The 24,481-nt window shown below is 39.1% G+C and carries 16 protein-coding genes; 10 read left to right on the forward strand and 6 right to left on the reverse strand.

Going from position 1 to position 24,481, the window contains the following annotated elements; all coding sequences use genetic code 11:
• Positions 1-10 precede the first annotated feature (10 nt).
• Genes ACY2A0_RS11205 through ACY2A0_RS11215 form a run of 3 tightly spaced genes read right to left on the reverse strand, consistent with a single transcriptional unit; the run spans position 11 to position 5,534 of the window.
• The gene (locus tag ACY2A0_RS11205; protein ID WP_461789541.1) at positions 11-1,327 is read right to left on the reverse strand and encodes a TolC family protein; all 1,317 of its coding nucleotides are present in this window, start codon (positions 1,325-1,327) and stop codon (positions 11-13) included.
• Between the two features lie 8 nt (positions 1,328-1,335).
• Positions 1,336-4,458: an efflux RND transporter permease subunit gene (locus tag ACY2A0_RS11210; protein ID WP_461789542.1), complete on the reverse strand. Its 3,123-nt coding sequence runs from the start codon at positions 4,456-4,458 to the stop codon at positions 1,336-1,338.
• Entirely contained in the window at positions 4,458-5,534 is a 1,077-nt protein-coding gene (locus ACY2A0_RS11215; RefSeq protein ID WP_461789543.1) for an efflux RND transporter periplasmic adaptor subunit, read from the reverse strand. Before ACY2A0_RS11215 ends, ACY2A0_RS11210 begins: the two co-directional genes overlap by 1 nt.
• Positions 5,535-5,823: 289 nt before the next feature.
• Here ACY2A0_RS11215 and ACY2A0_RS11220 point away from each other — a divergent pair, with 289 nt between their 5' ends.
• Positions 5,824-7,647, forward strand: coding sequence for a M61 family metallopeptidase (locus ACY2A0_RS11220; protein WP_461789544.1), 1,824 nt, complete (start codon positions 5,824-5,826; stop codon positions 7,645-7,647).
• A 66-nt stretch (positions 7,648-7,713) separates the two neighbouring features.
• On the opposite strand, the gene ACY2A0_RS11225 is transcribed toward ACY2A0_RS11220, so the two are convergent.
• Positions 7,714-8,187, reverse strand: coding sequence for a hypothetical protein (locus ACY2A0_RS11225; protein WP_461789545.1), 474 nt, complete (start codon positions 8,185-8,187; stop codon positions 7,714-7,716).
• A 222-nt stretch (positions 8,188-8,409) separates the two neighbouring features.
• Here ACY2A0_RS11225 and ACY2A0_RS11230 point away from each other — a divergent pair, with 222 nt between their 5' ends.
• The 3 genes from ACY2A0_RS11230 to ACY2A0_RS11240 all read left to right on the forward strand — a co-directional run bounded on the left by ACY2A0_RS11230 (position 8,410) and on the right by ACY2A0_RS11240 (position 13,795).
• Positions 8,410-10,188 carry an AMP-dependent synthetase/ligase gene (locus ACY2A0_RS11230; protein ID WP_461789546.1) on the forward strand — a complete coding sequence of 593 codons (1,779 nt, stop codon included), beginning with the start codon at positions 8,410-8,412 and terminating at the stop codon, positions 10,186-10,188.
• Positions 10,157-11,929, forward strand: a complete 1,773-nt coding sequence (gene ggt / locus ACY2A0_RS11235) for a gamma-glutamyltransferase (RefSeq protein WP_461789547.1) — start codon at positions 10,157-10,159, stop codon at positions 11,927-11,929. Before ACY2A0_RS11230 ends, ggt begins: the two co-directional genes overlap by 32 nt.
• A gap of 543 nt (positions 11,930-12,472) precedes the next feature.
• Complete coding sequence (locus ACY2A0_RS11240) at positions 12,473-13,795, forward strand: OmpA family protein (protein WP_461789548.1); 1,323 nt, start codon at positions 12,473-12,475, stop codon at positions 13,793-13,795.
• Positions 13,796-13,853: 58 nt separating this feature from the next.
• Here ACY2A0_RS11240 and ACY2A0_RS11245 read toward each other — a convergent pair whose 3' ends face one another.
• Together ACY2A0_RS11245 and ACY2A0_RS11250 are read right to left on the reverse strand one after the other, a co-directional pair.
• Entirely contained in the window at positions 13,854-14,414 is a 561-nt protein-coding gene (locus ACY2A0_RS11245; RefSeq protein ID WP_461789549.1) for a hypothetical protein, read from the reverse strand.
• Positions 14,415-14,448: 34 nt separating this feature from the next.
• Entirely contained in the window at positions 14,449-15,732 is a 1,284-nt protein-coding gene (locus ACY2A0_RS11250) for a DUF2130 domain-containing protein (RefSeq protein WP_461791513.1), read from the reverse strand.
• Between the two features lie 119 nt (positions 15,733-15,851).
• Here ACY2A0_RS11250 and ACY2A0_RS11255 point away from each other — a divergent pair, with 119 nt between their 5' ends.
• The 6 genes from ACY2A0_RS11255 (at position 15,852) to ACY2A0_RS11280 (ending at position 24,305) form a co-directional block, all read left to right on the forward strand.
• Positions 15,852-17,093: an MFS transporter gene (locus tag ACY2A0_RS11255; RefSeq protein ID WP_461791514.1), complete on the forward strand. Its 1,242-nt coding sequence runs from the start codon at positions 15,852-15,854 to the stop codon at positions 17,091-17,093.
• Positions 17,094-17,248: 155 nt separating this feature from the next.
• Positions 17,249-17,623 (forward strand): response regulator transcription factor, encoded by a 375-nt coding sequence (locus ACY2A0_RS11260; protein WP_461789552.1) that lies wholly within the window; start codon positions 17,249-17,251, stop codon positions 17,621-17,623.
• A gap of 145 nt (positions 17,624-17,768) precedes the next feature.
• The gene (locus tag ACY2A0_RS11265) at positions 17,769-18,365 is read left to right on the forward strand and encodes a TetR/AcrR family transcriptional regulator (RefSeq protein ID WP_461789553.1); all 597 of its coding nucleotides are present in this window, start codon (positions 17,769-17,771) and stop codon (positions 18,363-18,365) included.
• Positions 18,366-18,441: 76 nt separating this feature from the next.
• A complete protein-coding gene (locus ACY2A0_RS11270) occupies positions 18,442-19,638 on the forward strand; it encodes an efflux RND transporter periplasmic adaptor subunit (protein ID WP_461789554.1) in 1,197 nt (398 codons plus the stop codon).
• A 10-nt stretch (positions 19,639-19,648) separates the two neighbouring features.
• The gene (locus ACY2A0_RS11275; RefSeq protein ID WP_461789555.1) at positions 19,649-22,834 is read left to right on the forward strand and encodes an efflux RND transporter permease subunit; all 3,186 of its coding nucleotides are present in this window, start codon (positions 19,649-19,651) and stop codon (positions 22,832-22,834) included.
• Positions 22,835-22,895: 61 nt separating this feature from the next.
• Entirely contained in the window at positions 22,896-24,305 is a 1,410-nt protein-coding gene (locus ACY2A0_RS11280; RefSeq protein ID WP_461789556.1) for an efflux transporter outer membrane subunit, read from the forward strand.
• The last annotated feature ends 176 nt before the right edge of the window (positions 24,306-24,481 follow it).

Raw genomic sequence — 24,481 nt, forward strand, 5'->3', positions numbered from 1 at the left:
TAAAAAATTATTACAAATTTAACGTACCGCTAACCTGCTTTAAGTAAATTTCCGCCAATTTTCCCTGATATTTTATTTCTAGGTATCTATTATTCGCTTCAATTGCATTTTTTTGCGCTTCTCGTAGTTCTAACGGAGTAATATTGCCTAATCTGTATTTTTCCAATGTAATATCCAGATTTTGATTAGCAATATTGACATTTCCTTGCTCTAATTTAGCTAATTCTAAAAATGTGCTATAGTCCTGATACGCACTCGTAAGTTGGGCACTTAAATTTTGCTTGGTTTGATTAATTAGAAGTTCGGCTGAGTTGATATTTATTTTAGCATTTCTTTCATTCTGACGTTGCAGAAAACCGTTAAAAATATTAATGCTTGCTGTTAAACCGTAACTAAAACCGCGGGCTCTAAATTGCGTATTAAATCCAGTAGGAGATTCACTTTTGCTAAAATCATAGCCGCTGTTGATACTAATTTGTGGATATCGATTACCTTGAACTTGTTTCAAATTCAATTCCGCAATTTTTTTATTTAATATGGCACTTTGCAAGTCGGGGTTGAGCTGCTCCAGCTGTGACGCCAAAGTGGTATAGTTTAAACCAGCATCTATTTCGAAGTAATTCTCAACAGTGAACTTTGTATTAACATCTCTCGCTAGCAACTGATTCAGCGTAACCATGTAGTTGTTAAGTAGATTTTTTTGCTGTAGATAAGCAGAAGTATCTGTATTGTAATCTACTTGTGCCGCTAAAACATCTAATTTAGAACCTCTACCCAATTTCAATTTATTATCGGCAATGCGTAAACGAAACGCAGAAATATCTATGGTGCTATCTGCCGCTACCACCAACTGTTGCTGTTTGGCCACATTATAGTAGGCATTTAATACATCAGTTATAGTATTGAAAATTTGAGCAGTTGCATTTTTCTCGCCTTGCTGTTGTAGCGCTTTCAAACGGTCATAATTCGCAAACATGCTGAAGCCGTCAAAAATTGTCCAGTTTAACCCAACGCCGTAGGCCATGTTGCTATTTCTCGCTCCATCTATTCTACGCTCTGTGCCACTTGCTTGCGTTTGTACCGTGTTTTGCCTGCTCCCCCCGGTACTAAAATCACCAGTAACTAGTGGAAGCATTCCCGCATTGCCCCAGTTGGCATTGTTTTTAGCAATAGCAACATCATTTTTAACTAATCTAATATCATAGTTATTTTTTAGGGCTAAGCTAATGGCTTCTTCTAAAGTTAATTTTTCTTGCCCAAAAACTGTTGAGGTAAATAGGAGGCAAGTGAATATGGTGTTGAGCGTCTTAAAAATATACTTTTTCATTGTCGACGTTAGCTTTTGTTTTTTGATTGTTCCTCATCAGCCATTGCAGCTGCCAACGATTGTTTTAGGTCTGTATTTTCCTTGTGCTCTTTTGACCAAAGCGAGTAAATGGCAGGAATTACAAATAGCGTAAGGATAAGTGAAAACATCGTTCCGCCAATAATAACAGTACCCATACTCATCCTGCTTTTCGCCGCGGCACCTAAAGCCATCGCAATTGGCAGTGCACCAATAGCAATTGCCAAGCTTGTCATCAAAATTGGGCGTAGCCTCGAAACGGCAGCTTCTCTAATTGCTTCCTGTACAGTTTTTCCTTGTTCTTTGAGCTGGTTGGCAAATTCAACAATTAAAATACCATTTTTGGTTACCAAGCCAATTAGCATAATAGTTCCAATTTGACTGAAAATGTTCCAGCTTTGTCCACACAGCCATAGCGATAAAAATGCTCCGGCAACCGCCATTGGCACTGTTAAAATGATAATAATTGGATCTTTGAAACTTTCGAATTGTGCGGATAAAATCAGGTATACCAGCAATAATGCTAAGCCAAAGGCGAATAAAGTGTTCGACGAGCTTTCCCTAAAGTCTCGTGATTCGCCGCTTAAATCAGTGGTGAATGTTTCATCGAGTACTTTGGCGGCAATTCTGTCCATCGCATCAATCCCGTCGCCAATACTTTTGCCAGGAGCTAGTCCTGCAGATACCGTTGCCGAAATAAAACGATTATTGCGATACAGTTGTGGTGGGCTGCTTTGTTCCTTTGTAGTCACTAAATTATCTAGCTGTATCAATTGATTTTTATCATTTCTCACGTACACAGAACTCAAATCAAGTGGATCTTTCCTGTTACTCACGTCAAATTGACCAATTACTTGGTACTGTTTGCCGTTCATGAAGAAATAAGAAAATCGCTGTCCGCTTAAACCCAGCTGTAGTGTTTGTGCAATATCAACAATGGAAACTCCTAAATTTTTGGCTTTTTCCCTATCAATAGTCAGGTTAATTTCAGGCTTATTGAATTTCAAGTTCACATCAGATGTTGTAAAAGTTGGATCTTGCGATACCTCCTCCATAAATTGCGGTACTTTTTCACGAAGTTTCTCGAAATTTTGGGCTTGAATGATGTAACTGATCGGCAAGCCACCGCCTCTTCGGCCAACCGAAATGGTAGGCTGCTGCGTTACTGTTACCTTGCCCTCAGTATATTTTCTTGTGATTTTGGTGAGTTGGTCCGCAATTTCCTTCTGGCTTCTTTCCCTTTCACTTGGACTAACCAAACCCATTCGAACGAAACCCGAGTTGGTTGAACCTGCGCCGCCAAAACCAGGTGAAGTGATGGTGATGTTCACATTTTTTTCAGGAACAGAATCCAGCACCATTTGGTTAATTTTCATCATGAACCTATCAGTATAGGCAAAAGATGTTCCTTCTGGTGTGGATACGCTCATGTTAATCGCACTTCTGTCATCATATGGCGCCGTTTCTTTCGGAAGGATGTTCCAAAATAAGTAAATTAATCCAGCGCAAACCAAAATTATCGGAGCGGCAAGCCACCTGCGTTTTAGGAATTTCTCTAAGTTGCTTTGGTAGCCATCGTTTAACTTAACGAAATAGGGTTCGGTAAGTCTGTAAAATTTTGAAGGTTTGTGTCCGCCTTTTTTCATCAAATAGGCGTTAAGCATTGGCGTTAAGGTAAGAGAAACAAATGCCGAAATAAGCACCGCTGCACCTATAGTCACACCAAATTCCCTAAATAAACGGCCCACAAATCCTTGAAGGAATATTACCGGTAAAAATACTGCCGCCAAGGTGATGGAAATAGAAATTACTGCAAAGAAAATCTCATTGGAACCTTTAATAGCTGCTTCAATTGGAGACAGGCCTTCTTCCACTTTTTTAAAGATGTTTTCTGTTACAACTATACCATCATCCACCACTAAACCTGTGGCTAAAACAATAGCTAGTAAAGTCAATACATTGATGGAAAACCCAAAAATATACATGATGAAAAAAGTAGCTACTAACGATACAGGAATATCAATTAACGGCCTAAATGCAATTCCCCAATCTCTAAAGAATAGATAGATGATGAGGATTACTAATACCAGCGAAATGAGGATAGTTTCAGCTACTTCAGTTACCGACCTTTTGATGAACTGAGTGCTGTCCAGCGAAACCTTGAGCTTAATGTCGCTAGGCATGTCGGCCTGCAGTTTATCAAAACGTTTATAAAATTCATTACTAATGTCTAAATAATTAGCACCAGGCTGCGGAATAATGCCGATGGCAACCATTGGTTTGCCTGATTCCCTCAGTACCGTTTCCTCGTTTTCAGAACCTATTTCGGCAATGGCAACATCTTGTAGTTTAACAACGCTGTTGCTGTCAGATTTAATAATTAGGTTGTTGAACTGCTCTGCATTAGTGAGTTTTCCAAGCGTTTTTACTGTAAGCTCTGTAGCAGCTCCAGTTAGCTTGCCCGAAGGCAGTTCTACGTTTTCTCTATCTAAAGCGGTTACAATATCTTGCGAGGTAAGGCCGTAGGAGGCTAGTTTGTTCGGGTCAATCCGCACCCTCATCGCATATTTTCGCTGCCCCTGTATTTGCATGCTACTTACACCGGGGATAGTTTGGATCCTATCTGCGATTACATTTTCAGCAAAGTCGCTTAAATCCGTCACACCACGCCTGTCACTCTGGATGGTCATAGAAATAATTGCATCCGAATTGGCATCAGCTTTACTTACGGTGGGCAAGCCATCTATATCTTTTGGTAAATTTCTCGCAGCTTGCGATACCTTGTCACGAACATCATTAGCCGCCTCATCAATGTTTTTGCCAAGATTAAATTCTACCGTGATGTTGCTAGTGCCTTGGTTACTGGATGAGGTGATATTTCTTATTCCATCAATGGAGTTGATAGACTTTTCTAAAGGCTCTGTGATCTGTGATTCAATGATATCCGAATTAGCACCGGGATAAGATGTACGAACGGAAATAATGGTTGGATCAATGGATGGATACTCTCTAATACCTAAAAAATTATAGCCGATAACCCCAAAAAGTATAATAATGAGGTTCATCACGATAGCCAAAACTGGCCGTTTAATACTGGTGGTCGAAATGCTCATTATTTCTTTTTAGCTATTTTTACTTTTACTTCAGCTTCTGGTTTTAATGCCATTGCACCTGTAGTTAATACCGTATCACCTACTTTCAATCCAGATAATACCAGAATTTGTTCGGCAGTGCGTGTACCAGTTTCTACAGGAACTTGTTGTGCTTTCCCGCCTTTAGTGATGTAAACAACCTTGCCTTCTAACACCGGAATTACTGCCTCAGTAGGAATTAATATGGCATCTTTAATAGTTGCCAGCGGCAGTTTTACTTTAGCAAATGAGCCCGGTACCAATGTTCCGTCAGCGTTTTCAGACAATGCTTTGATTTGCAATGTGCGGGTTTGTTCATTGATTCCCGGCTCTATAGCAAATACTTTTCCGCTAAAGTTTTTATTACTGCCGTCAATATTGAACGAAATAGTGCTGTTAGTTTTAATTTGTGATACATACTTTTCCGGAACAGAAAAGGTGATCTTTATTGGGTTGGTACTCAATAAATTTGCGATAGTGGTGTTTGGCGTGAGATATTCTCCAACTGAAATGTTGCGTAAACCAACCTTACCACTAAAAGGAGCTACAATGGTAGTTTTCGCCAATTGCGCTCGTATCAATTGTGCCTGCGATTTTAAAGTCTGAAGTTCAGCTAAGGAAGTATCGTATTCTTCCTGGCTTATGGCGCCTTTATCCAGCAATTGCTTAGCTCTGTTTTCGTTGGTTGCCGATAGATTTTGCTTAGTTAAAGCTTCTTTGAGCTGCGCTTGTATGTCTCTATCGTTGATTTTTACTAAAGTGGCACCTTTACTTACATTGCTACCTTCTTTAAAGTAAATACCAGTCACCAAGCCTGCAACCTCGCTTCTTAAGGTAACTGCTTCGTTAGCTTCTACACTGCCGGTTATTTCCAGGTTACTGGCAAAATCTGTAGTTCCAACTACTATTCCATCCACATTTAGTGGTGCGCCACCTTTACCTTTGGCGCCCTTTCCGCCGCCGGGTCCTTCAATTTTCTTGTTTTCAGAAATTCTATGATATACCAAATAGGCAAGGCCCAAAGCCAAAATAAGGTAGAATATGTATCTTTTTTTCATTAATAATTGGTTGCAATATTTAAAATTTATGCTACACTATGAAAATAACCAAGTGTATACAAACAAAAATATCTATTTGTTTTTCCATATATAAAGATGTACTAACTATGTTACAGCGGTATGCATATAAACATTGAAGAAAGTAGTTTTAAATTTTATTTTTGTGCCGAGGCCTAAACATTTTACCACGAAGACACAAAGTGAGAATAGCGATATAAAGGAGTTATCAACGCTAAAATTATAGCAAGCTTTGTGAACTTAAGGCCTTGGTGGTATAAACGATAAGTCAATGAAAAAAATACTAGGAGTAGCATTATTGCTAACGTTAACAATGGCAGCAAAATCGCAAGTTAAAATTGGTTTTGAGGTTTCTTTTAAAGAACCACAGGCGCATTATGCAGAGATAGAAATGAATATGTCAGGCATTGCGGCAAAGGATTATGTTGATTTGAAAATGCCTGTATGGACACCAGGTTCGTACTTGGTGAGAGAGTTTGGTAAAAATGTGGAGGGTTTTTCTGCTACAGCAAATGGCAAGCCTGCTAAAGTGCAAAAGGTTACTAAAAATACTTGGCGAGTTTATAATGCCAAGGCGGCGGCAATAAAGGTAAATTATCGAGTTTACGCTTTTGAAATTTCTGTTCGTACTGCTTTTATAGATGAATCTCATGCCTTCTTATCTTCCGCGGGAATTTTCATGTATCCTGCGGGGATGATCAAAAGTCCGAGTACAGTTAAAATTATCCCTTTTGGTAAATGGGATAAAGTGAGCACTGGCTTGGAACCAGTAGCTGGTCAAAAATTTACTTACTATGCTCCTGATTTTGACATTCTGTTTGATAGCCCGATAGAAGTTGGCAACCAAGATGTATTTGATTTTATCGCTGCTGGTGTGAAGCACGAAGTTGCCATGTATGGTGGCGGTAATTATGATAAGGAACGCCTAAAAGTAGATATGGCAAAAGTAATTGAGCAGGCAACGGCCATTTTTGGTGAAAATCCAAATAAACATTACACATTTATCGTACATAACTATGAGCAAGGTGGCGGCGGTTTAGAACATCTTAATTCTACCGTTTTAGGTGCTAGCCGAAATGCTTACGGTACTGAAAGAGGCTATAAAGGATTCCTTTCATTAGTAGCTCATGAATATTTCCACTTATGGAATGTGAAGCGTTTGCGACCAATTGCTTTAGGCCCGTTTGATTACGATAACGAAAATTACACCACTAATTTATGGACCGCTGAAGGGTTCACTTCATATTATGAAAACAAGCTTTTAATTAGAGCTGGTATCACTAATCAAACTACTTTCTTAAACGATATCATTGGTGGCCTGGGAACCGTAATTAATACACCTGGGTCAAAAGTTCAATCGGCTTCCTCATCAAGTTTTGATGCCTGGATCATCGGATATCGTCCAAATGAAAATTCCAAAAACAGTGCAATTTCGTATTACAGCAAAGGCGAAATTATTGGCTTATTAATGGATTTGGAAATTGCCAATGCTACAAAAGGCGCAAAAAGCTTGGACGACGTAATGAAGGCGATGTATGAGCAGGGGAAACAACAAAAACGTGGCTATACTGATGCTGAGTTTAAAGCGATGGTTGAAAAAATCAGTGGAATTAACTTTACCAAATTCTGGGCAAAATATATCGATGGAACAGATGATGTTGATTTCGAAAAATACTTCGCTTATGCAGGAATCGAGTCGTCAAAAGAAATTGCTTCGCCAAACAAGCCCTATACTGGTGCCGCTTTAAAAGTTGATAGGATGGTTACTGTAAGCGGCGTTGCGAGAAATTCGCCAGCTTGGGTACAGGGCATAAATGTAAATGACGATATCTTGGCGATTGACGGGTCTACTATTGTTGATGAGATGAGGAACATTAGATTGCCAAATCCAGGTTTAACTTTAGAAACTCTGCCTTCTATTGCAAAAAAACAAGTAGGTGATGTTGTAGAAGTGACAATTAGAAGAGATGGTTTGGAAAGAAAAATTGCTCTGACGTTAAAAGAAAGTCCTAACGTACGCATTAAAGCTGTTTATAAAGAGGATGCCACACCACAACAACTAGCAGTTAGACGAAGATGGATTGGTGTAAAATAGAATTGAATCCATAAAAAAAGTCCTGGCAATTCGCCGGGACTTTTTTATTTTAGGTAGTATTGTTTCTTAGAAAGTGAATCTGAAACCGAAACCAAATCTTCCTGCTTCAAAATCTGAGTTGTCGCCAATGAATGCAGTCGGTCTCCAGTCGAAGTTCATTTGAATAGGAGCGCCAGGGATTTTAAAATCTAAACCAGCTTGCGGAATAAGCAAAAAGTCGGTCCTATCATAAGGGCCTGCGCTAAAAAAGTTTAAACCCGGACCACCACCAACGTACCATTTTAATCCATCAGCTCCAGTAATATTGCCGTGGTATTGATAAAAAGCTTGCAAACGTGTGCTGTTTCCACCAAATAATAGCTCTAATTGTCCTGCACCTTGACTGTTGAAAAAATGCTTGAAAGACGGTCCTACTAAAGTAGCTCCGTTGCCAAAATCAACACCTAAACCTAGGGCGTTTTTGTACTGCGCATTTGCGTTCGACAAGTTAATTGTTAAAAAAGCTGCGCTGGCGATAATTGTAAAAAGTAGTTTTTTCATAAAATTAAATTGTTTTTGTGTAATTATTGTCGGCATTACAACTTCTATGCCTATTCATGTCAAAACTTAACAAAGCAGTTTTTTAATTGTTTTGGTTTCAGCAATTGCAAACCATAAAAAATTATGCTTGCATAGTATAAACCTCGTGTAAAAAGCTTAAATTAGGATGTTTAACAGAGGAGAAGTGCTGTTTAATTTGTTTAGCCAATATAATATCTAAGTATGTCAGTTTCAGTAACACGAGTTTTTGATCTTCTAAAATATAACTTGGAAAAATTTCCGAAAGAAGAGTTTGTTAGTGGTAAAATACAAGGCGAGTGGCGTAAATTTAGTACACAAAAGTTTTGTGAAATTACCGATAATTTAAGCCGAGGGTTAACTTCCATTGGTATTGCAAAAGGGTCCAGAGTAGCTATAATGTCGGCAAACCGGCCTGAGTGGAACATTTGCGATTACGCTATCATGCAGTTGGGCGCTTATCAAATCCCACTTTACCCTACCTTGGCTGAGCATGATGTGAAGTTTATCATTGGAGATGCCGAAATAAGTGTAGTTTTCGTAGCCGATGAACAACTTTACCTAAAGATGAAAAGTGTGTGTGCTGAATTAACGCATCAGGTAGAGATTTATACATTTGACGAAGTTAGTGGAGCTAAGCATTGGGAAGAACTTACAAAAATTGGGACCTCATTAAACGCAGTCGATTTAGAAACCTACCGTCAGGCAGTTGATCCTAGTGATATTTTAACCATAATTTATACGTCTGGTACCACCGGAACACCGAAAGGGGTAATGCTCACACACGATAACCTGGTTCAAAATTTTAAGAAATCCGCGGTGCTTTTGCCAAATAATGTGACGCATGCATTGAGCTTTTTGCCTTTGTCACATATCTTCGAGCGAATGATTTCTTATTTATATGCTTACCTTAACATTGCCATTTATTATGCAGAAAGTATGGACACTATCGTTGCTGATATCCAATTCGTAAAACCAAGCGGATTTTCCACGGTCCCTCGACTGTTAGAAAAAGTCTATGATAAGATAGTAGAGAAAGGTAAGTCCTTAACTGGAATCAAAAAAGCTATCTTTTTTTGGTCGCTGGCTTTAGCTGAAAAATACGATACGAATAATAGTTGGTGGTATAACCTAAAGTTAGCAGTTGCTAGAAAGTTAGTGTTTAAAAAATGGCAGGAGGCGCTTGGAGGAAATATTCAAGTGATCATTTCTGGTGGTGCGGCCTTAAACCAGCGTTTGGCTCGTGTTTTTTGGGCAGCAGGTTTGCCAGTTTTTGAGGGCTATGGCCTAACAGAAACGTCACCAGTGATTACGGTAAATCATTTCGACGCTATTAAATTCGGCAGTGTTGGCAAGGCAATAGAAGGGGTAGAGGTTAAAATAGCAGCAGATGGAGAAATATTGGTAAAAGGCCATAATTTAATGAAGGGATATTACAATAAGCCCGAATTAACAAATGAAGCTATAGATAGCGAAGGATGGTTCCACACAGGTGATATTGGAGAACTTAACGATGGTTACCTGAAAATTACCGACCGCAAGAAGGAAATGTTTAAAACTGCTGGTGGTAAATATGTGGCGCCTCAAATCGTTGAAAATAAAATTAAAGAAGCTCCACTAGTAGAGCAAATTATGGTAGTAGGTGAGAATAGAAAATTCCCTTCTGCCTTAATAGTGCCAAATTTTGAAGCATTAAAAAGTTGGTGTAAAGTTAAAGGAATTGAGTTTGGTACTAACGAAACCATAGTTAACAATGAAGAAGTTAAATCCAAATTCCAAAAAATAATTGACGAAGCGAATAAGGAGTTCGGGAAATGGGAGCAGGTGAAACAATTTGCACTTTTGCCTAAAGAATGGAGCATTGATGGAGGAGAGCTTACCCCGAAATTAAGTTTAAAACGAAAAATAATACTCGAAAAAAACAACGAAATTATAGACAAGATATATAAAGATGCAGAAAATTATCATCCAGAAAATAAGTAAAGCCTTAGCCCATTTAAAAATAGTTGGGTTAATATTATTTGTTGCAACAAGTTATTCAACCAAAGCCCAAGTAGTAGATAGTGTTAAAGCGTTTGAATTTTTAAGCAAAGGAGATAAACAGACCAAAAGTGCGCTCGAATTTAAAAATGGCGCTGTGGTTTCCGCTCACCCATCTGCTACCGAGGTAGGAGTAGCTATTTTGAAAAAAGGAGGAAATGCAGTCGACGCTACTGTTGCGGTCCAATTTGCGTTAGCAGTGGTTTACCCAAATGCTGGTAATATCGGCGGCGGCGGTTTCTTAATTTATCGTTCAGCTAAAGGCGAAATCAATTCTATGGATTTCAGGGAGAAAGCACCTGCATTGGCTAATAGAGATATGTTTTTGGATGCTAACGGAAATGCAATTTCTGAAAAAAGCAAAGAAGGACATTTAGCGGCCGGAGTACCGGGCAGCGTAGCTGGTATGGTAGAACTGCATAAAAAATACGGTAAATTAAAATGGGCAGACTTGGTTGAGCCCGCCTATCGTCTTGCTAAGAACGGTTTCAACATCACAAAGATGCAGGCAAGGGAATTAAACAGGTTGAAGCAGAAGTTTCAACAGTTTAATCCGCTAGGTACCGCCTTTGTTAAAAGTGAAGAATGGAAGGAAGGAGATTTATTGGTTCAAGAGGAACTTGCCAACACCATGAAATTGATCCGGGATAAAGGAAGGGCTGGTTTTTACGAAGGACAAGTGGCTGATTTTATTGCCGAAGAGATGAAACGCGGCGGAGGTTTGATTTCTAAAGAAGATTTAAAGAATTATAAAGCAGCTTGGCGCACACCAATTACCGGCGAATATCGCGGTTACAAAGTAATTACCATGCCGCCAACCTCAAGCGGTGGTATAGCATTGGTGCAATTGCTGCAGTGTGTAGCGCCTTATCCTCTAGCTAAATGGGGCCACAATGCTGATTCGACCGTGCAAGTGATGATTGAAGCAGAGCGAAGAGTTTATGCGGATAGAGCAAAACATTTGGGCGATCCTGATTTTTGGAAAGTGCCGCAAAAGGAGTTGTTAGAGCCAGCCTACAATAATGCAAGAATGTCGAACTTAAACTGGAATAAAGCAACCCTAAGTACCGATATCCAAGCTGGGGAATTCGCCAAAAAAGAAAGTGAAGAAACCACCCATTTTTCAATTGTTGATAAAGATGGAAATGCGGTTTCACTCACCACAACTATCAATACTTCTTACGGCAATTACGTGGTAGTTAAAGGGGCGGGCTTCTTTTTAAATAATGAGATGGATGATTTTTCAGTTAAGCCTGGAACACCTAACTATTTTGGATTAATTGGCTATGAAGCGAATGCTATAGCTCCAAAAAAACGGATGCTGAGCTCAATGACGCCTACCATATTGGAAAAAGATGGAAAACTTGCTATGGTAGTGGGTACGCCAGGCGGTTCAACGATTATTACTTCTGTTTTTCAAACTATTGTTAACGTAGTTGATTTTGGAATGGATATGCAGACAGCGGTGAATGCAAAGAAATTCCATCACCAATGGTTACCAGATATTACCAATTTGGAGGCCGATGCACTTAACGCTGATACGGAGCAGAAGTTGGTAGCCAAAGGGTATAAGTTTGATAGGAGAGGAAGTATTGGTAGAGTGGATGCCATCTTGCTAACTAAAAAAGGAACCTTCCAAACAGGTGCTGATCCCAGAGGCGATGATACCGCCGGGGGTTGGTAACCAATAACATAGATTTTCATAAAGATGAGGTTGTGCTTGAGGTGCAATCTCGTCTTTTCTTTTAGGGCATTAGATTACGCTTTCTAACGAGCGAAAATACGCCACATCGGCATTGCAATTAGCCTGAAATAATACACCGCTTTACTTTTGCGCATCTTAAAACTGAGCGGTTCATAAAAACAAGCTTGCAATAGCGGGTCTTTATTCTTCTAAATCCAGTGCAATATCTATAAATAACGACCCTGCATCACGTTATAAAAATTTATTTATTACAGCACATTTCGGAAAATTACCATTAAGTAAAAGCTCCGTTACTCAAGTTAGGCACAAAAATATAATCTAACTTTTGCCGTTTTATTTAGGCTTAATTTTTTAAAGTGTATAGCAAACTGAACACTTTATCAATATTATGCCAAATTTTATTTCGTTTTATTAAGAGCTTGTTTTATAGTGATTTACATGTTTTTATTTTGAATTATACTCCTTTTTGGTATATCTATTGACCAATTATAGGCAAAATAGTAAAGCTTATAAATCAATATTATGAAACTAAATCTCTTAAAACTTTTTCCAGTTGCAATGGCTGGATTGTTTATCGGCAACGCGGCCTTAGCTCAGGATAGCATGGGGCAAAAACCATCTTTTAAAACTTGGTCAATCGGATTAAACGGCGGTGTGTTAACCGGTGTATCTCCGCTAGGTGGCCAAAACGACTTCTCAAATTGGAAATCAAGTTTAGGCTATGGCCTTTATATCAAAAAGCAAATTAGTCCAGCATTCGCTTTGCGTTTAGATGGGGTAAGAGGTACAGTTAAAGGTGATAATGCCGAACCATTCAATGATGGTACTACTAACCCAAGCCCTATCGCATCGTTCGAAACTGATGTACGCTATTCGGCAACTTTAAGTGCTCAGTTAAATATGGTAAACTGGAGCATGTTTAACCAACACAACAATGCGCAACTTTATGCATTAGCAGGGGGTGGTTTGGTAAACTACGAAACTACCACAGTTGCTGCCGGTTCGGGAGCATCTACAACTCGCTCTGCAGTTGATAAATTGATTATCCCAGTAGGAGTTGGAGCTAAATTCCGTTTATCTGAAGGTGTAAACTTCGATTTGGGTTGGACAATCAACTTTGTTGATGGCGATCAATTTGATGGTTACGCTGCTAGAGGCAACAACGATAAATATAACTATGCTTATGCTGGTTTAGAGTTTGCGTTGGGTAAAGGAAAACAGTTAGCATTCTATAGCCCGGTTGCGGCCACTTATGAAGAAGCTTTGGCTGCTAAAAACACAGCAAATTCATTAAAATCAGACTTAGATGCACAAAAAGCTGAAAATGCTAAATTGCGTAGCGAAATGGCTGATCTATTGAAAGACAGCGATGGCGATGGTGTAGCTGACAAATTGGATAAATGCCCTAACACGCCAGCTGGTACAGTGGTAGATGGTTCTGGTTGTCCATTAAAAGTTCCTGCTCCTCAAGTAACTGAAAGAGTAATTGTAACTGAAGCAGACCGTAAAGTAGTAAAAGACGCAATTGATAACTTAGAGTTTGATTTGGGTAAAGCTACCATCCGTTCTAAATCATACCCAACCTTAAATAGAGTTGCTGCTTTATTGGTAGAGAAAAACTTTAGCTTAAAATTAGCTGGTCACACTGATATCACAGGATCTAGAGAGTTAAACATGCGTTTATCTAAAGAAAGAGCAGAGTCAGTAAAAGCTTATTTAGTATCTCAAGGTGCTAACGCTTCTAGAATTGAAGCTACTGGTTACGGCCCTGATCAACCAATTGCAACTAACAAAACTGCAGCTGGTCGTCAGCAAAACAGAAGGGTAGAATTTACCTTATACTAATCTACGTGAAAACGAAATTCCTATGAACAAAAAAGGGTTCCAATTTGGAACCCTTTTTTTATTTACAATCGGTTGGTTGGAAGTTAAACTTCCCCCTCTCAAAATTGATAGGTTTATCTTTAGCGAAGTAAGATCGTCCCAAAGAGGTTTCAATTACACCAACACCCATTTTTAAACTATCACCCTTTTTAATAAAGGCTAAAGGGTTGGAAAACTGTGTTGTATTGGTTCCCGTCTTAAAACTATAATCAACAATAAGTGTATCGCCACTAAATTTGCCTCTAACAATGCCATCGTTATGTGGTTTGTTAGCGTAGTTAATCAACAATTTTCCTTCCACCTCTACGCTATCGATAATTTTTAGGTCCATTAAGGCGGTATCGCCTTCAAATGTAGCCGTGTAGCACTGCTTAACGGTATCTTTCACTGTTTTTGTATTTGCTTTTTCACTGTTGTTGCCAGATGGTGTACAGCTAAAAGCTAGTGGGATTGCCAGAAATGTCCAAGCCAAATGTTTAAGTTTTACATTCATAATCGCTTTTTTAGTTAGAACTTCAGTTAATTTTAAAGACGTTTTACCTCTATTGATGATAGGCGTCCATTGTTTCCATAAACGCATAGCATCGAAAATCGTTTAATATGCAATGTTAAATTTATTCTAGGAACAAGTCATCATCATCGTCTGTTAAGCTTAGCTGAATATTATCGTTGCCAGATATGCCCTCAATAGATCCACGGATGTGAGCGGCATTCAAGAGCACCTTATCAAGCTGTTTTTCCCTTGCTTTCCAAAGTTTTTCCATTGCATCTCGCTCCCGTTGTATCGATAATTTCATGCTCATAAATCCTTCTCTTATGGCTTTCCACTGCTCTGCAAATTCGTTACTAATTAGGTAATCGTATAGCATGTGCATTTTATCTCCTTTATTTTCCTGAGATTTTGCAGCATTGAATAAACGAAGAATGCCGTCTCGCAGTACTGCTGCTAGCGCTTGCACTTCACCAAACGTACAAATCCACACGCCATCTTTTAAGCCGAAGCAACTCATATCTTTGGGCATATTTTGCGTTACTAATACTGCAATTTCAGCACCTTGGCTTCGCATATCAGTTTTTAACTTCTCAATCCAATCGCTTGCAAAAGCTACGGTTCGTTTACTTTCGTAAATGATATGGCCGCATTCCTGTCCGAAATTATTTCTAACAGTTTGAATGCAGTCAGCGCCGCGTACACCTTTGCCAACTTCTTGTACCAGATCAAACGGGAAAGAACTACGCAAAAGTTCCTCTAAAGCCAACTCTTGTACTTCTCCCTGCAGTTGCATTGAACCTTGCTCTGCTTTACGCTTCATCTCCTCAGCCAATTTCTTCTGATCTTCCAGCTGTTTATCTTTTTCAGCAAGCTTCATTTTAAAATCCAATTCAGCCTGTTGCAAACGTTGGTTCTCAATATTTCTGATTTCGAGCGCCATTTTTTCGCGTTCTTCGGTCAGCTTTTTTTGTATTTCCAGATCGAGCTCTTCCTGCTTACGCTTCAATTCGTTGGTCATTTGCATGTATTCCAATTCCTTTTGGCGAGCCGTTTTCAACTTTTCTTCGTTCTCTTTGTTCGCTTCATCTAAAATTTTAAGCCTGTTTTCAAAGTCGGCACTAATAGATTTGCGTAAATTTTCGCTCACACTCGCTTGCAGCGCTTCTTTCTCCTTTGTCAATCGCTGTTCAAAGGCTAGTTCCTGCTGTTTCCTCAAACTTTCAAAACTCTCTTCCTGTTGCTTTTTTGCAGCTTCGATGGCTTCCATTTTTTTGCGGAACTCGTCTTCTTTTTGTTTAGTAAACGACTGCATTTTCTCCCGCAAATCCTTTTTATATTCTTCCACCATTACTTCTTCCATCGGAAAAGAATGACTACAATTAGGGCACTTAATTTCAGTTGGCATATTTACTCTGTTTTGAAAGGACATCAAATTTAAGCATTGTTAGCCACAGATGCACCAATAATATCGGCTTTGCTACAATAACCAATTAGCAATTGAACTAAAAATGATTAATCGTCCGTATGGCTGCAGTTTATTTCTGTAATTTTGCGCATCAAACTATTTCAATGTTACACCGTGTACTCAACGCTTATAAAACTTCATTTTCTGGTTTAAGCCGGCAAACTTGGGTTTTAAGTGTAGTAATTTTAATTAACCGTTGTGGTTTTATGGCTGCGCCTTTTATGGGGCTTTATGTCACGCAATCGCTTCACCGAGCGGAAGCTGACGCTGGAATTGTTACCTCTCTTTTTGGCGTAGGCGCTATTGCAGGTGCTGCAGTGGGTGGTCAACTAACGGATCTGTTTGGCTTCAGACCAGTGCAAATTTTGGCTGCTGCAATTAGCGGATTGTTTTTTTTACTTTTTGCAGTAGTTCAAGACTTTACTTGGATCTGCATTTTATCACCAGTGATCAGCTTTTTTTCGGAAGCTTTTAGGCCAGCGAATTATGCTGCAATAGCATCTTATGCCGCTCCCGGAACAGAAACACGCTCATATTCCCTTAATCGTTTAGCAACTAACATCGGTTGGGCCTTTGGTGTGAGTATGGCTGGTATCATCGCTTCTTACAACTATAAATTACTTTTTGTAGTGGAGGGAGGAGTGAGCATTTTGGTGGCATCATCGATATTTTTTCTATTGCCTGCCAAACAAATTATAGCTAAAGTAAAAACAGCGCAAGAAAATTTAAGCGTACGTAAGCCTTGGAACGATGTTCCTTACCTGAAGTTCCTAGTTTTATCGGTAATGTTTACGATCTGTTTTTTTATGATGTTTAGGGTGGTGCCGGTATTTTATAAAAAAGTTTGGCATCTGGACGAGGCGTTGATCGGACTGATTTTAGGTATCAACGGAATCGTGATTGCGCTGTTCGAGATGGTGATGATTAGTAAAATAGAAAATAAACGATCGCCAATTTACTACATCGTTTTAGGAGTAATTATTGTTTCTCTTTCATTTGGTGTATTGATGTTGCCAAAATCAGTTCCTGTTATCGTTGCGGTATCAAGTATTTTGTTCTTTACTTTTGGTGAGATGCTCTCTCTCCCGTTTTTTAACACTTTTGTAGTTAAACGAAGCAATGAATACAATCGAGGACTTTATGCTGCCGGTTATACACTCAGTTGGTCTGTAGCTCAGGTGATTGGCCCAGCTAGTGGATTCTACATTGCCGACAGATTTGGTTATAATATTTTATGGATTGCAATTACGGTATTGCTATTTTGTTGTGCCTATTTTTTTAGTAAACTTAAGCTAGAATAGTTGTAAAAAAGCCTCTAGTTATATCGTTGCGTAGCGACCTTAATTAGCTTTTTTAAAAATTTAAAAATTATCAAAACTTTTTTAAAACACTGTTGTTTTTTACCTAACAACGCAAATTTTAGTATTGCCAAAATTAGACTATTTAAATTAAGCACATGAAAAAACGCATCCACGTTTTAGAAGACGATAAAGATATCGCTTTCATTATTGAGTTCCTCTTAAAAGATGAAGGTTACGAAATCCAAGTATCATCAACTTTTAAAGAGTTGAAAAGCAAATTAAAAGATTCCATTCCAGATTTGTTTATTTTAGATGTTATGCTGCCTGACGGTAATGGACTTGACATTTGTAAAGATTTGAAAAACGACACTTTCACAAAGCATATTCCGGTAATATTGATGTCGGCTAATGTACAAAACGAAGCTTTAAGTGAAGCATCTAGCCCCGACGATTATATCAACAAACCTTTCGATTTGGATTACATCGAATCACGTATTAAAAGGTTAATTGGCGAAAAACGAGTAGCTTAAAAATATTCAATTATTTAGATATGAGCCTTCTATCAAATAGAAGGCTTTTTTTTATTATAAAATTTCTGACAAATAAATGATAAGCAATGTTTAAAGCATTTATATCTTTGCTTAACAGTGTTAAATTGTTTAATGCCTAATCACAATGGGGAGTAAGGAAAGAATTCAGCGACAAAAAGAAGATACCCGAAAAGGTATTTTAGCCGCTGCTTTACAGATTGTGAAACAAGAAGGCTGGACAGCGCTGAGCATGCGTAAAATTGCTGATGTAATAGAGTATACGGCTCCAATTATCTACGAATATTTTCCGAACAAAGAAGGTATATTGTTAGAGTTAACTAGGCAAGGATATATTAATCTTGGACTAAAAGTTAAAGCAGCTAGAGATGCCAAAACAAACGCAGAAGAACAGTTGGAGGCAATGTGGCTAGCTTACTGGGATTTCGCTTTTGAAGAGACGGAGTACTATCAGTTGATGTATGGTGTGCAGGTGAATTGTTGTGAGATGTATAAAACAATGCCTGAAGCAGAGTATACTACAGATCTGTTTTATGATGCTATAGAGAAGTTACTGAAAGAACCTATTTCTGAAGATGCATCTTGCTTAAAGTATTACACTTTTTGGTCGCTGATTCATGGCTTGGTATCCATTAATTTGGTGCAAAAAGGCGCTAATGATGACATCAATCAGCAAATTCTAAGAAGTGCGATCAAAGCTATTATAAAAACCATCAACGACTAAACCTTTTTTTTGCTCTTTTATTTAACAGTGTTAAATTAATTTATTAACGTAAAATTCATTAAAAAATCCCAATAATATGAAATATATATACCAACCAGCACCAGTATTTAACGGTGTTAAATTATTTAACGAATGGATAATTTTGTTAATTTTAACTGTGGTTTTGTTTTTGTCAAGTTGCGTAGGTAAATCGGAACCAATGGCGTTAGCTCCGCCACCATCATTGCCTGTTTCTACCGTTAATGCTACTAGTCAGGAAACTTTTGTAGACTATCCGGCAGCCATACAAGGCATTACTGATATCGAAATAAGACCGCAAATTGCCGGAACTATCGACAGAATATATGTTAGCGAAGGTCAACTTGTAAGCAAGGGTCAACTTTTATTTCAAATTTCTGAGCTACCATTTAGAGCACAGTTAAACAATGCTACTGCTGCACTACAGGCGGCTAAAGCGGCAGTGTTAAATGCGCAACTTGAAGTAGATAAACTTACGCCATTAGTACAATCAAAGGTGGTTTCCGACTTTCAGTTAAAAACTGCTAAAACTGCACACCAAATTGCGTTAGCCAACGTAGAGCAAGCAAAAGCTAATGTAAATACTGCCCAAATTAACTTAGGCTATACACAAATTAAAGCGCCAAGCAGCGGTTATATTGGGCGTTTGCCTAAAAAACAGGGAAGTTTAGTAAACCCTAATGATCCTGAGGCCCTCACCCAACTTTCTGACGTTCATGAAGTGTACGCTTATTTTTCGCTAGCTGAAACGGATTTCATCAAATTTAACGAAAACTATGAAGGTAAGTCAGTTTCTGATAGGCTTCGTCACCTGCCAGCCGTGAACTTAGTACTGGCCGATCAAAGCGTTTATCCAATTAAAGGTAAGGTTGACATGGTTAACGGACAGTTTGATAAAAACACAGGAGCCATTACACTGAGGGCGATTTTTGCTAATGCTAAAGGTTTGTTACGATCTGGAAATACAGGTAAAGTTAGATTGGGCTTACCGCATTACAATACATTGTTGATTCCTCAATCAGCCACTGTAGAAATGCAAGACAAGCTTTTCGTATACGTAGTAGACAAGGACAACAAAGTAAACAAAGTTGCCGTTGCCGTTGACGGTAAATCTGACACCAATTATCTGATTAAAGACGGATTGAAATCTGGAGATCAAATTGTATTGAGCGGTTTGGATAGGCTTCAAGATGGACAATTGATACAGCCTGATAGAAAATCGGAGAAAGTAGCACAATTAATTTCGAAAAAATAACACAATCAAAATGTTTAAAATATTTATACAACGGCCTGTATTAGCCACCGTTATCTCCATATTATTGGTGATACTTGGCGTGCTAGGCTTAACTAAATTACCGCTTCAGCAATTTCCGGATATTGCGCCGCCATCAGTTTTAGTAACTGCCGTATATCCAGGAGCAAATGCGGAAACGGTGTTGCGTTCAGTAGCACCTTCCATTGAGGAATCGATAAACGGAGTGGAAAACATGACCTACATGACTTCCACTGCTAGTAACGATGGTTCGTTAGCCATCACCGTGTTTTTTAAATTAGGTACCAATGCAGATCAAGCGGCGGTGAATGTGCAAAATAGAGTGGCACAGGCTACCAGTCAGCTTCCAGCAGAAGTAGTACAGCAAGGTATAGTAACTGCTAAACAGCAAAATAGCTTCATCATGGCTATCGGTATGTACACCGAAAATGAAGCTAAATATGATCAAACTTTTGTTGCTAATTACGCCCAAATAAACATTATTCCTGAAATTAAGAGGATACCGGGCGTTGGAGCGGCAAGTATTTTTGGCGGAGTTAAGGACTATTCGATGCGTGTTTGGTTAAATCCAACTCAGATGGCCACGTACAGAGTTACTCCTAATGAAGTAATGGCGGCTATTCAAGATAAAAGCTTAGAAGCTGCCCCAGGTAAATTTGGAGAGCGAAGTAAGGAAGTTTTTGAATATGTAATCAAATATAAAGGTAAGCTCACCAAACCTGAAGATTACGAAAATATAGCCATTAGATCAAATAACGATGGCTCTATACTACGTTTAAAAGATGTCGCCAGAGTAGAACTAGGTGCCTATTCTTATAATAGCTTAACGCGTTTAAATGGACAAAAAGGGATAGTGATTGGTGTAATTCAGTTGGCAGGGTCTAATTCCAATGAAATCCAAATTGCAATTAACAAGTTGATGGAAAAGGCTTCCAAAGACTTTCCCAAGGAGATTAAGCACAATATTTTCTACAGCACTAAAGTTGCATTAGATCAATCCATTGACCAAGTAATTCATACGCTGATTGAAGCTTTTATTTTGGTATTTATCGTAGTGTTTATCTTTTTACAAGATTTTAGGTCTACACTTATACCTGCCATTGCCGTACCTGTTGCCATCGTAGGAACGTTTTTCTTCATGCAATTATTTGGTTTTTCCATTAATCTGCTAACCTTATTTGCATTAATTTTAGCTATCGGTATTGTGGTGGATGATGCGATTGTAGTAGTTGAAGCGGTACACGCCAAGATGGAACATAAGCACCTGCCTCCAAAAGTAGCCACGCATGAGGCCATGAGCGAAATTACTGGTGCTATTATTTCAATTACATTGGTAATGGCTGCGGTATTTTTACCTGTTGGTTTTATGGAGGGCTCAACGGGTTTGTTTTACCGTCAGTTTGCCTTTACTATGGCCATCGCAATTGTGATATCGGCAGTTAATGCGCTAACGTTAAGTCCGGCATTGGCGGCGCTATTTTTAAAGGATCACCACGCAACTTCGCTAGGTGAAACAGCGCAAGGCCAAAGAGGCTTCAAAGAAAAGTTTTTTAGTGGTTTCAACAGCAGCTTTAATGCGATGACTAATCGCTATGTAAACAGCTTAAGGTTTTTGATCAAAAATCGATGGCTGAGTTTAGGAGGTTTGGCTATAATTACGTTGGTTACCATTTGGATGGTAAAAACTACGCCATCTGGCTTTATTCCTACTGAGGATCAAGGTTTCATTGCTATCTCTGTATCAACACCTTCAGGAACTTCACTTGATGGTACTCAAAAAGTAATGACTGAAGCAGAAAATACGTTGAGGAAATTAGAATCATCAAGGTTTGTTACTGCAATTTCTGGATTCAACTTATTGACCAACTCTACCAGCCCGTCGGCGGCAGTTGTATTTGTGTTGCTTAAGCCCATTGACGAAAGAGGAAAAGTAAAGCGTATCGAGGAAATTATGGGTCAGGTGCAAGGTGCTTTGGGGAGCATCACTGGAGGTAGTTTCTTTGTTTTTAGTTTTCCAACAGTTCCTGGATTTAGCAACGTGGAAGCATTGGATTTAGTGCTTCAGGATAAAACTGGTGGTAAGCTGGACAAGTTCAGCGGCATATCTCAGCACTTCATTGGGGAGCTGATGAAACAACCTGCTATTGCGGTGGCCTTCACCAGTTTCAAAGCGGATTATCCTCAGTTGGAACTTGATATTAACCACGAAAAAGCTGACCAATTGGGCGTGAATGTCAAAGATATTCTGCAAACTATGCAGGCCTATTTCGGTAGTGCGCAAGCTTCAGATTTTAACCGTTTCGGAAAATACTACAGGGTAGTGGTTCAAGCTGACATTGCCGACCGGGCAGATCCAAGTGCCATAGATCGGGTTTTTGTGAAGAACAAACTTGGTGAAATGGTACCAATCAATACTTTGGTTAATTTGCGGCGCATTTATGGCTCTGAGACGGTATCTAGGTATAACTTATTTAACTCTATCGCAGTCAATGCAATTCCCAAGCCAGGCTTCAGTTCTGGAGATGCCATTAAGGCGATTGAAGAAGTAGCTGCTAAAGAATTACCGGCAGGATATAGCTACGAATTTTCGGGGCAAACAAGAGAAGAAATATCTTCTGGAGGCCAGTCTACAGTGATCTTTATACTTTGCTTGGTATTTATCTATTTCTTGTTAGCGGCGCAATACGAAAGTTATTTACTTCCACTTGGCGTAATACTTTCTATTCCAGTGGGAATGTTCGGTGTATTTGCAGCCATCGGCTTTACAGGTATAGCTAATAACATTTATGTGCAGGTGGCGTTGGTTATGCTTATCGGTTTACTTGCAAAAAATGCGATTTTAATCATCGAATTTGCAGCACAGCGAAGGCGAGCAGGAAAGCCATTATTAGCTGCTGCATTGGAGGCCGCAAAGTTGAGGTTGCGCCCAATCATCATGACTTCACTAGCGTTTGTAGTTGGTTTGATACCAATGATGTTTGCTACTGGTCCATCTGCGCAGGGGAACCATAGCATTAGTATCGGTGCGGCTGGTGGAATGGTTTCTGGTGTGGTAATCGGATTGTTCATCATCCCTGTATTGTTTGTCATCTTTCAATATTTGCAGGAAAAGGTTACTGGCGTGCCTTTATCCGTTGCTAAAGGCACTCAAACTGAAGTTTTGGAACACAAACATTAGTAATTCAAGTTTTTGAGGCTGCCAAAGTTATTGTGGTAGCCTCATTTTAATCAAAAACATAATGAGAAATATTATACATATCATTTTTGGCGTGTTACTTTTAGGAATTTATAGCTGTAACATCCCTAGAAGTGTAATTAACCTTATTAAGGACACACCGTCACAATATCGAGGATTAAATGTTACCGACACGGCAAGCGTTGGTTCAATTTCGGTAAAAGAGTTTTTTGCGCATCAATTTGTACAGCAGTTGTTAGACAGCGCTATACAGAAGAATCTAGACTTACAAATCGCTATCAAAAATATTGAGGCAGCAAATTTGTTGTTAACCAGAGCAAAAATGGGGAGTTTGCCACAACTTAGTCTGCAAGTGGCTGCAAGTTCCAGTCGTCCTTCAGATAACAGTTTAAATGGAATTAGTGCCTCGCAGTTTCTAAATACTACTCATATTGAAGATTACAATGCCAATCTAGCGTTAAGTTGGGAGGCAGATATTTGGGGTAAAATTAGCAAACAGAAGGAAGCGGCATTTGCAACTTATTTACAAACAACAGAAGTTAAAAAGGCTGTGCAAACCAGAGTAGTTGCCATGGTTGCCAATAGTTTTTATCAGTTATTGTTGCTGGATGCGCAGTTGGATATTGCTAATAGAAACCTGAAGCTTACCGATAGCACTTTAAAAATGGTTACGCAGCAATTTGAAGCTGGTCAAGTAACGTCGCTTGCAGTAGCTCAAACCAAGGCACAGTGGCTAAGCGCAAATCAGTTAATTCCACAAATCACACAGGCTATTCAAATCCAAGAAAATGCCTTGAGCGAGTTGACAGGACGATTCCCAAACGCCATAGAACGCAAAACAACATTAGCCCAACTTGAAGTACCCACTCAACTTGCCGCAGGCCTGCCCTCAGTAATGCTTGCTATGCGTCCCGATGTAAAGAGTGTTGAACTAGGTTTAAGGGCTGCCAATGCTAAGGTGGGGGTTGCTAATGCGGCAATTTATCCTTCCTTAATCATTTCTGCTAGTGGTGGAGTTAACTCGTTTAAAGCCAGTAATTGGTTTAACGTTCCGGCATCGTTGTTTGGCGTAGTTGGAGCTGGTATTGTACAGCCAATTTTCAACCGTAAAGAGCTTAAGACTCAATTTGAGCTAGCAAAGGTAGAACGAGAAAAATTAGTGCTGCAGTTCAGGCAGTCGGTAATAAAAGCCGTAGTAGAGGTTGCCAACGAACAAACTAAATTGGAGAACTTAAAAGCAGAGTTTTCTATTGCGCAAACTAGGGTGCAAACTTTAAAGCAAGCGGTTAAAAATGCCGATTTATTGTTTAAAAGTGGGATGGCAAGTTACTTAGAAGTGATCAGTGCACAATCTAATCTACTGCAGGGCGAGCTAAATTTGGCAAGTTTGAAAACAGCGCAGTTAAGCGCAAGTGTTGAATTATACAGGGCCTTAGGTGGCGGCTGGCAATAAGTTCATCTAAGTAGATTTGAAATTCAGTACGTTTTTTCAACTCATTGAACTCCATCAAAATAGCGTCATATGTGATCAGGCTGTACTTGTAAAATCGACAAGGGTTGGTTAAAATTAAGAGAATGCAATTGTGTTGCGTTTTAAAATTGCTAATCATAATAAAACAGTGTAAATTG

It is taken from the genome of Pedobacter sp., from assembly GCF_965249885.1.
Taxonomy (GTDB): domain Bacteria; phylum Bacteroidota; class Bacteroidia; order Sphingobacteriales; family Sphingobacteriaceae; genus Pedobacter.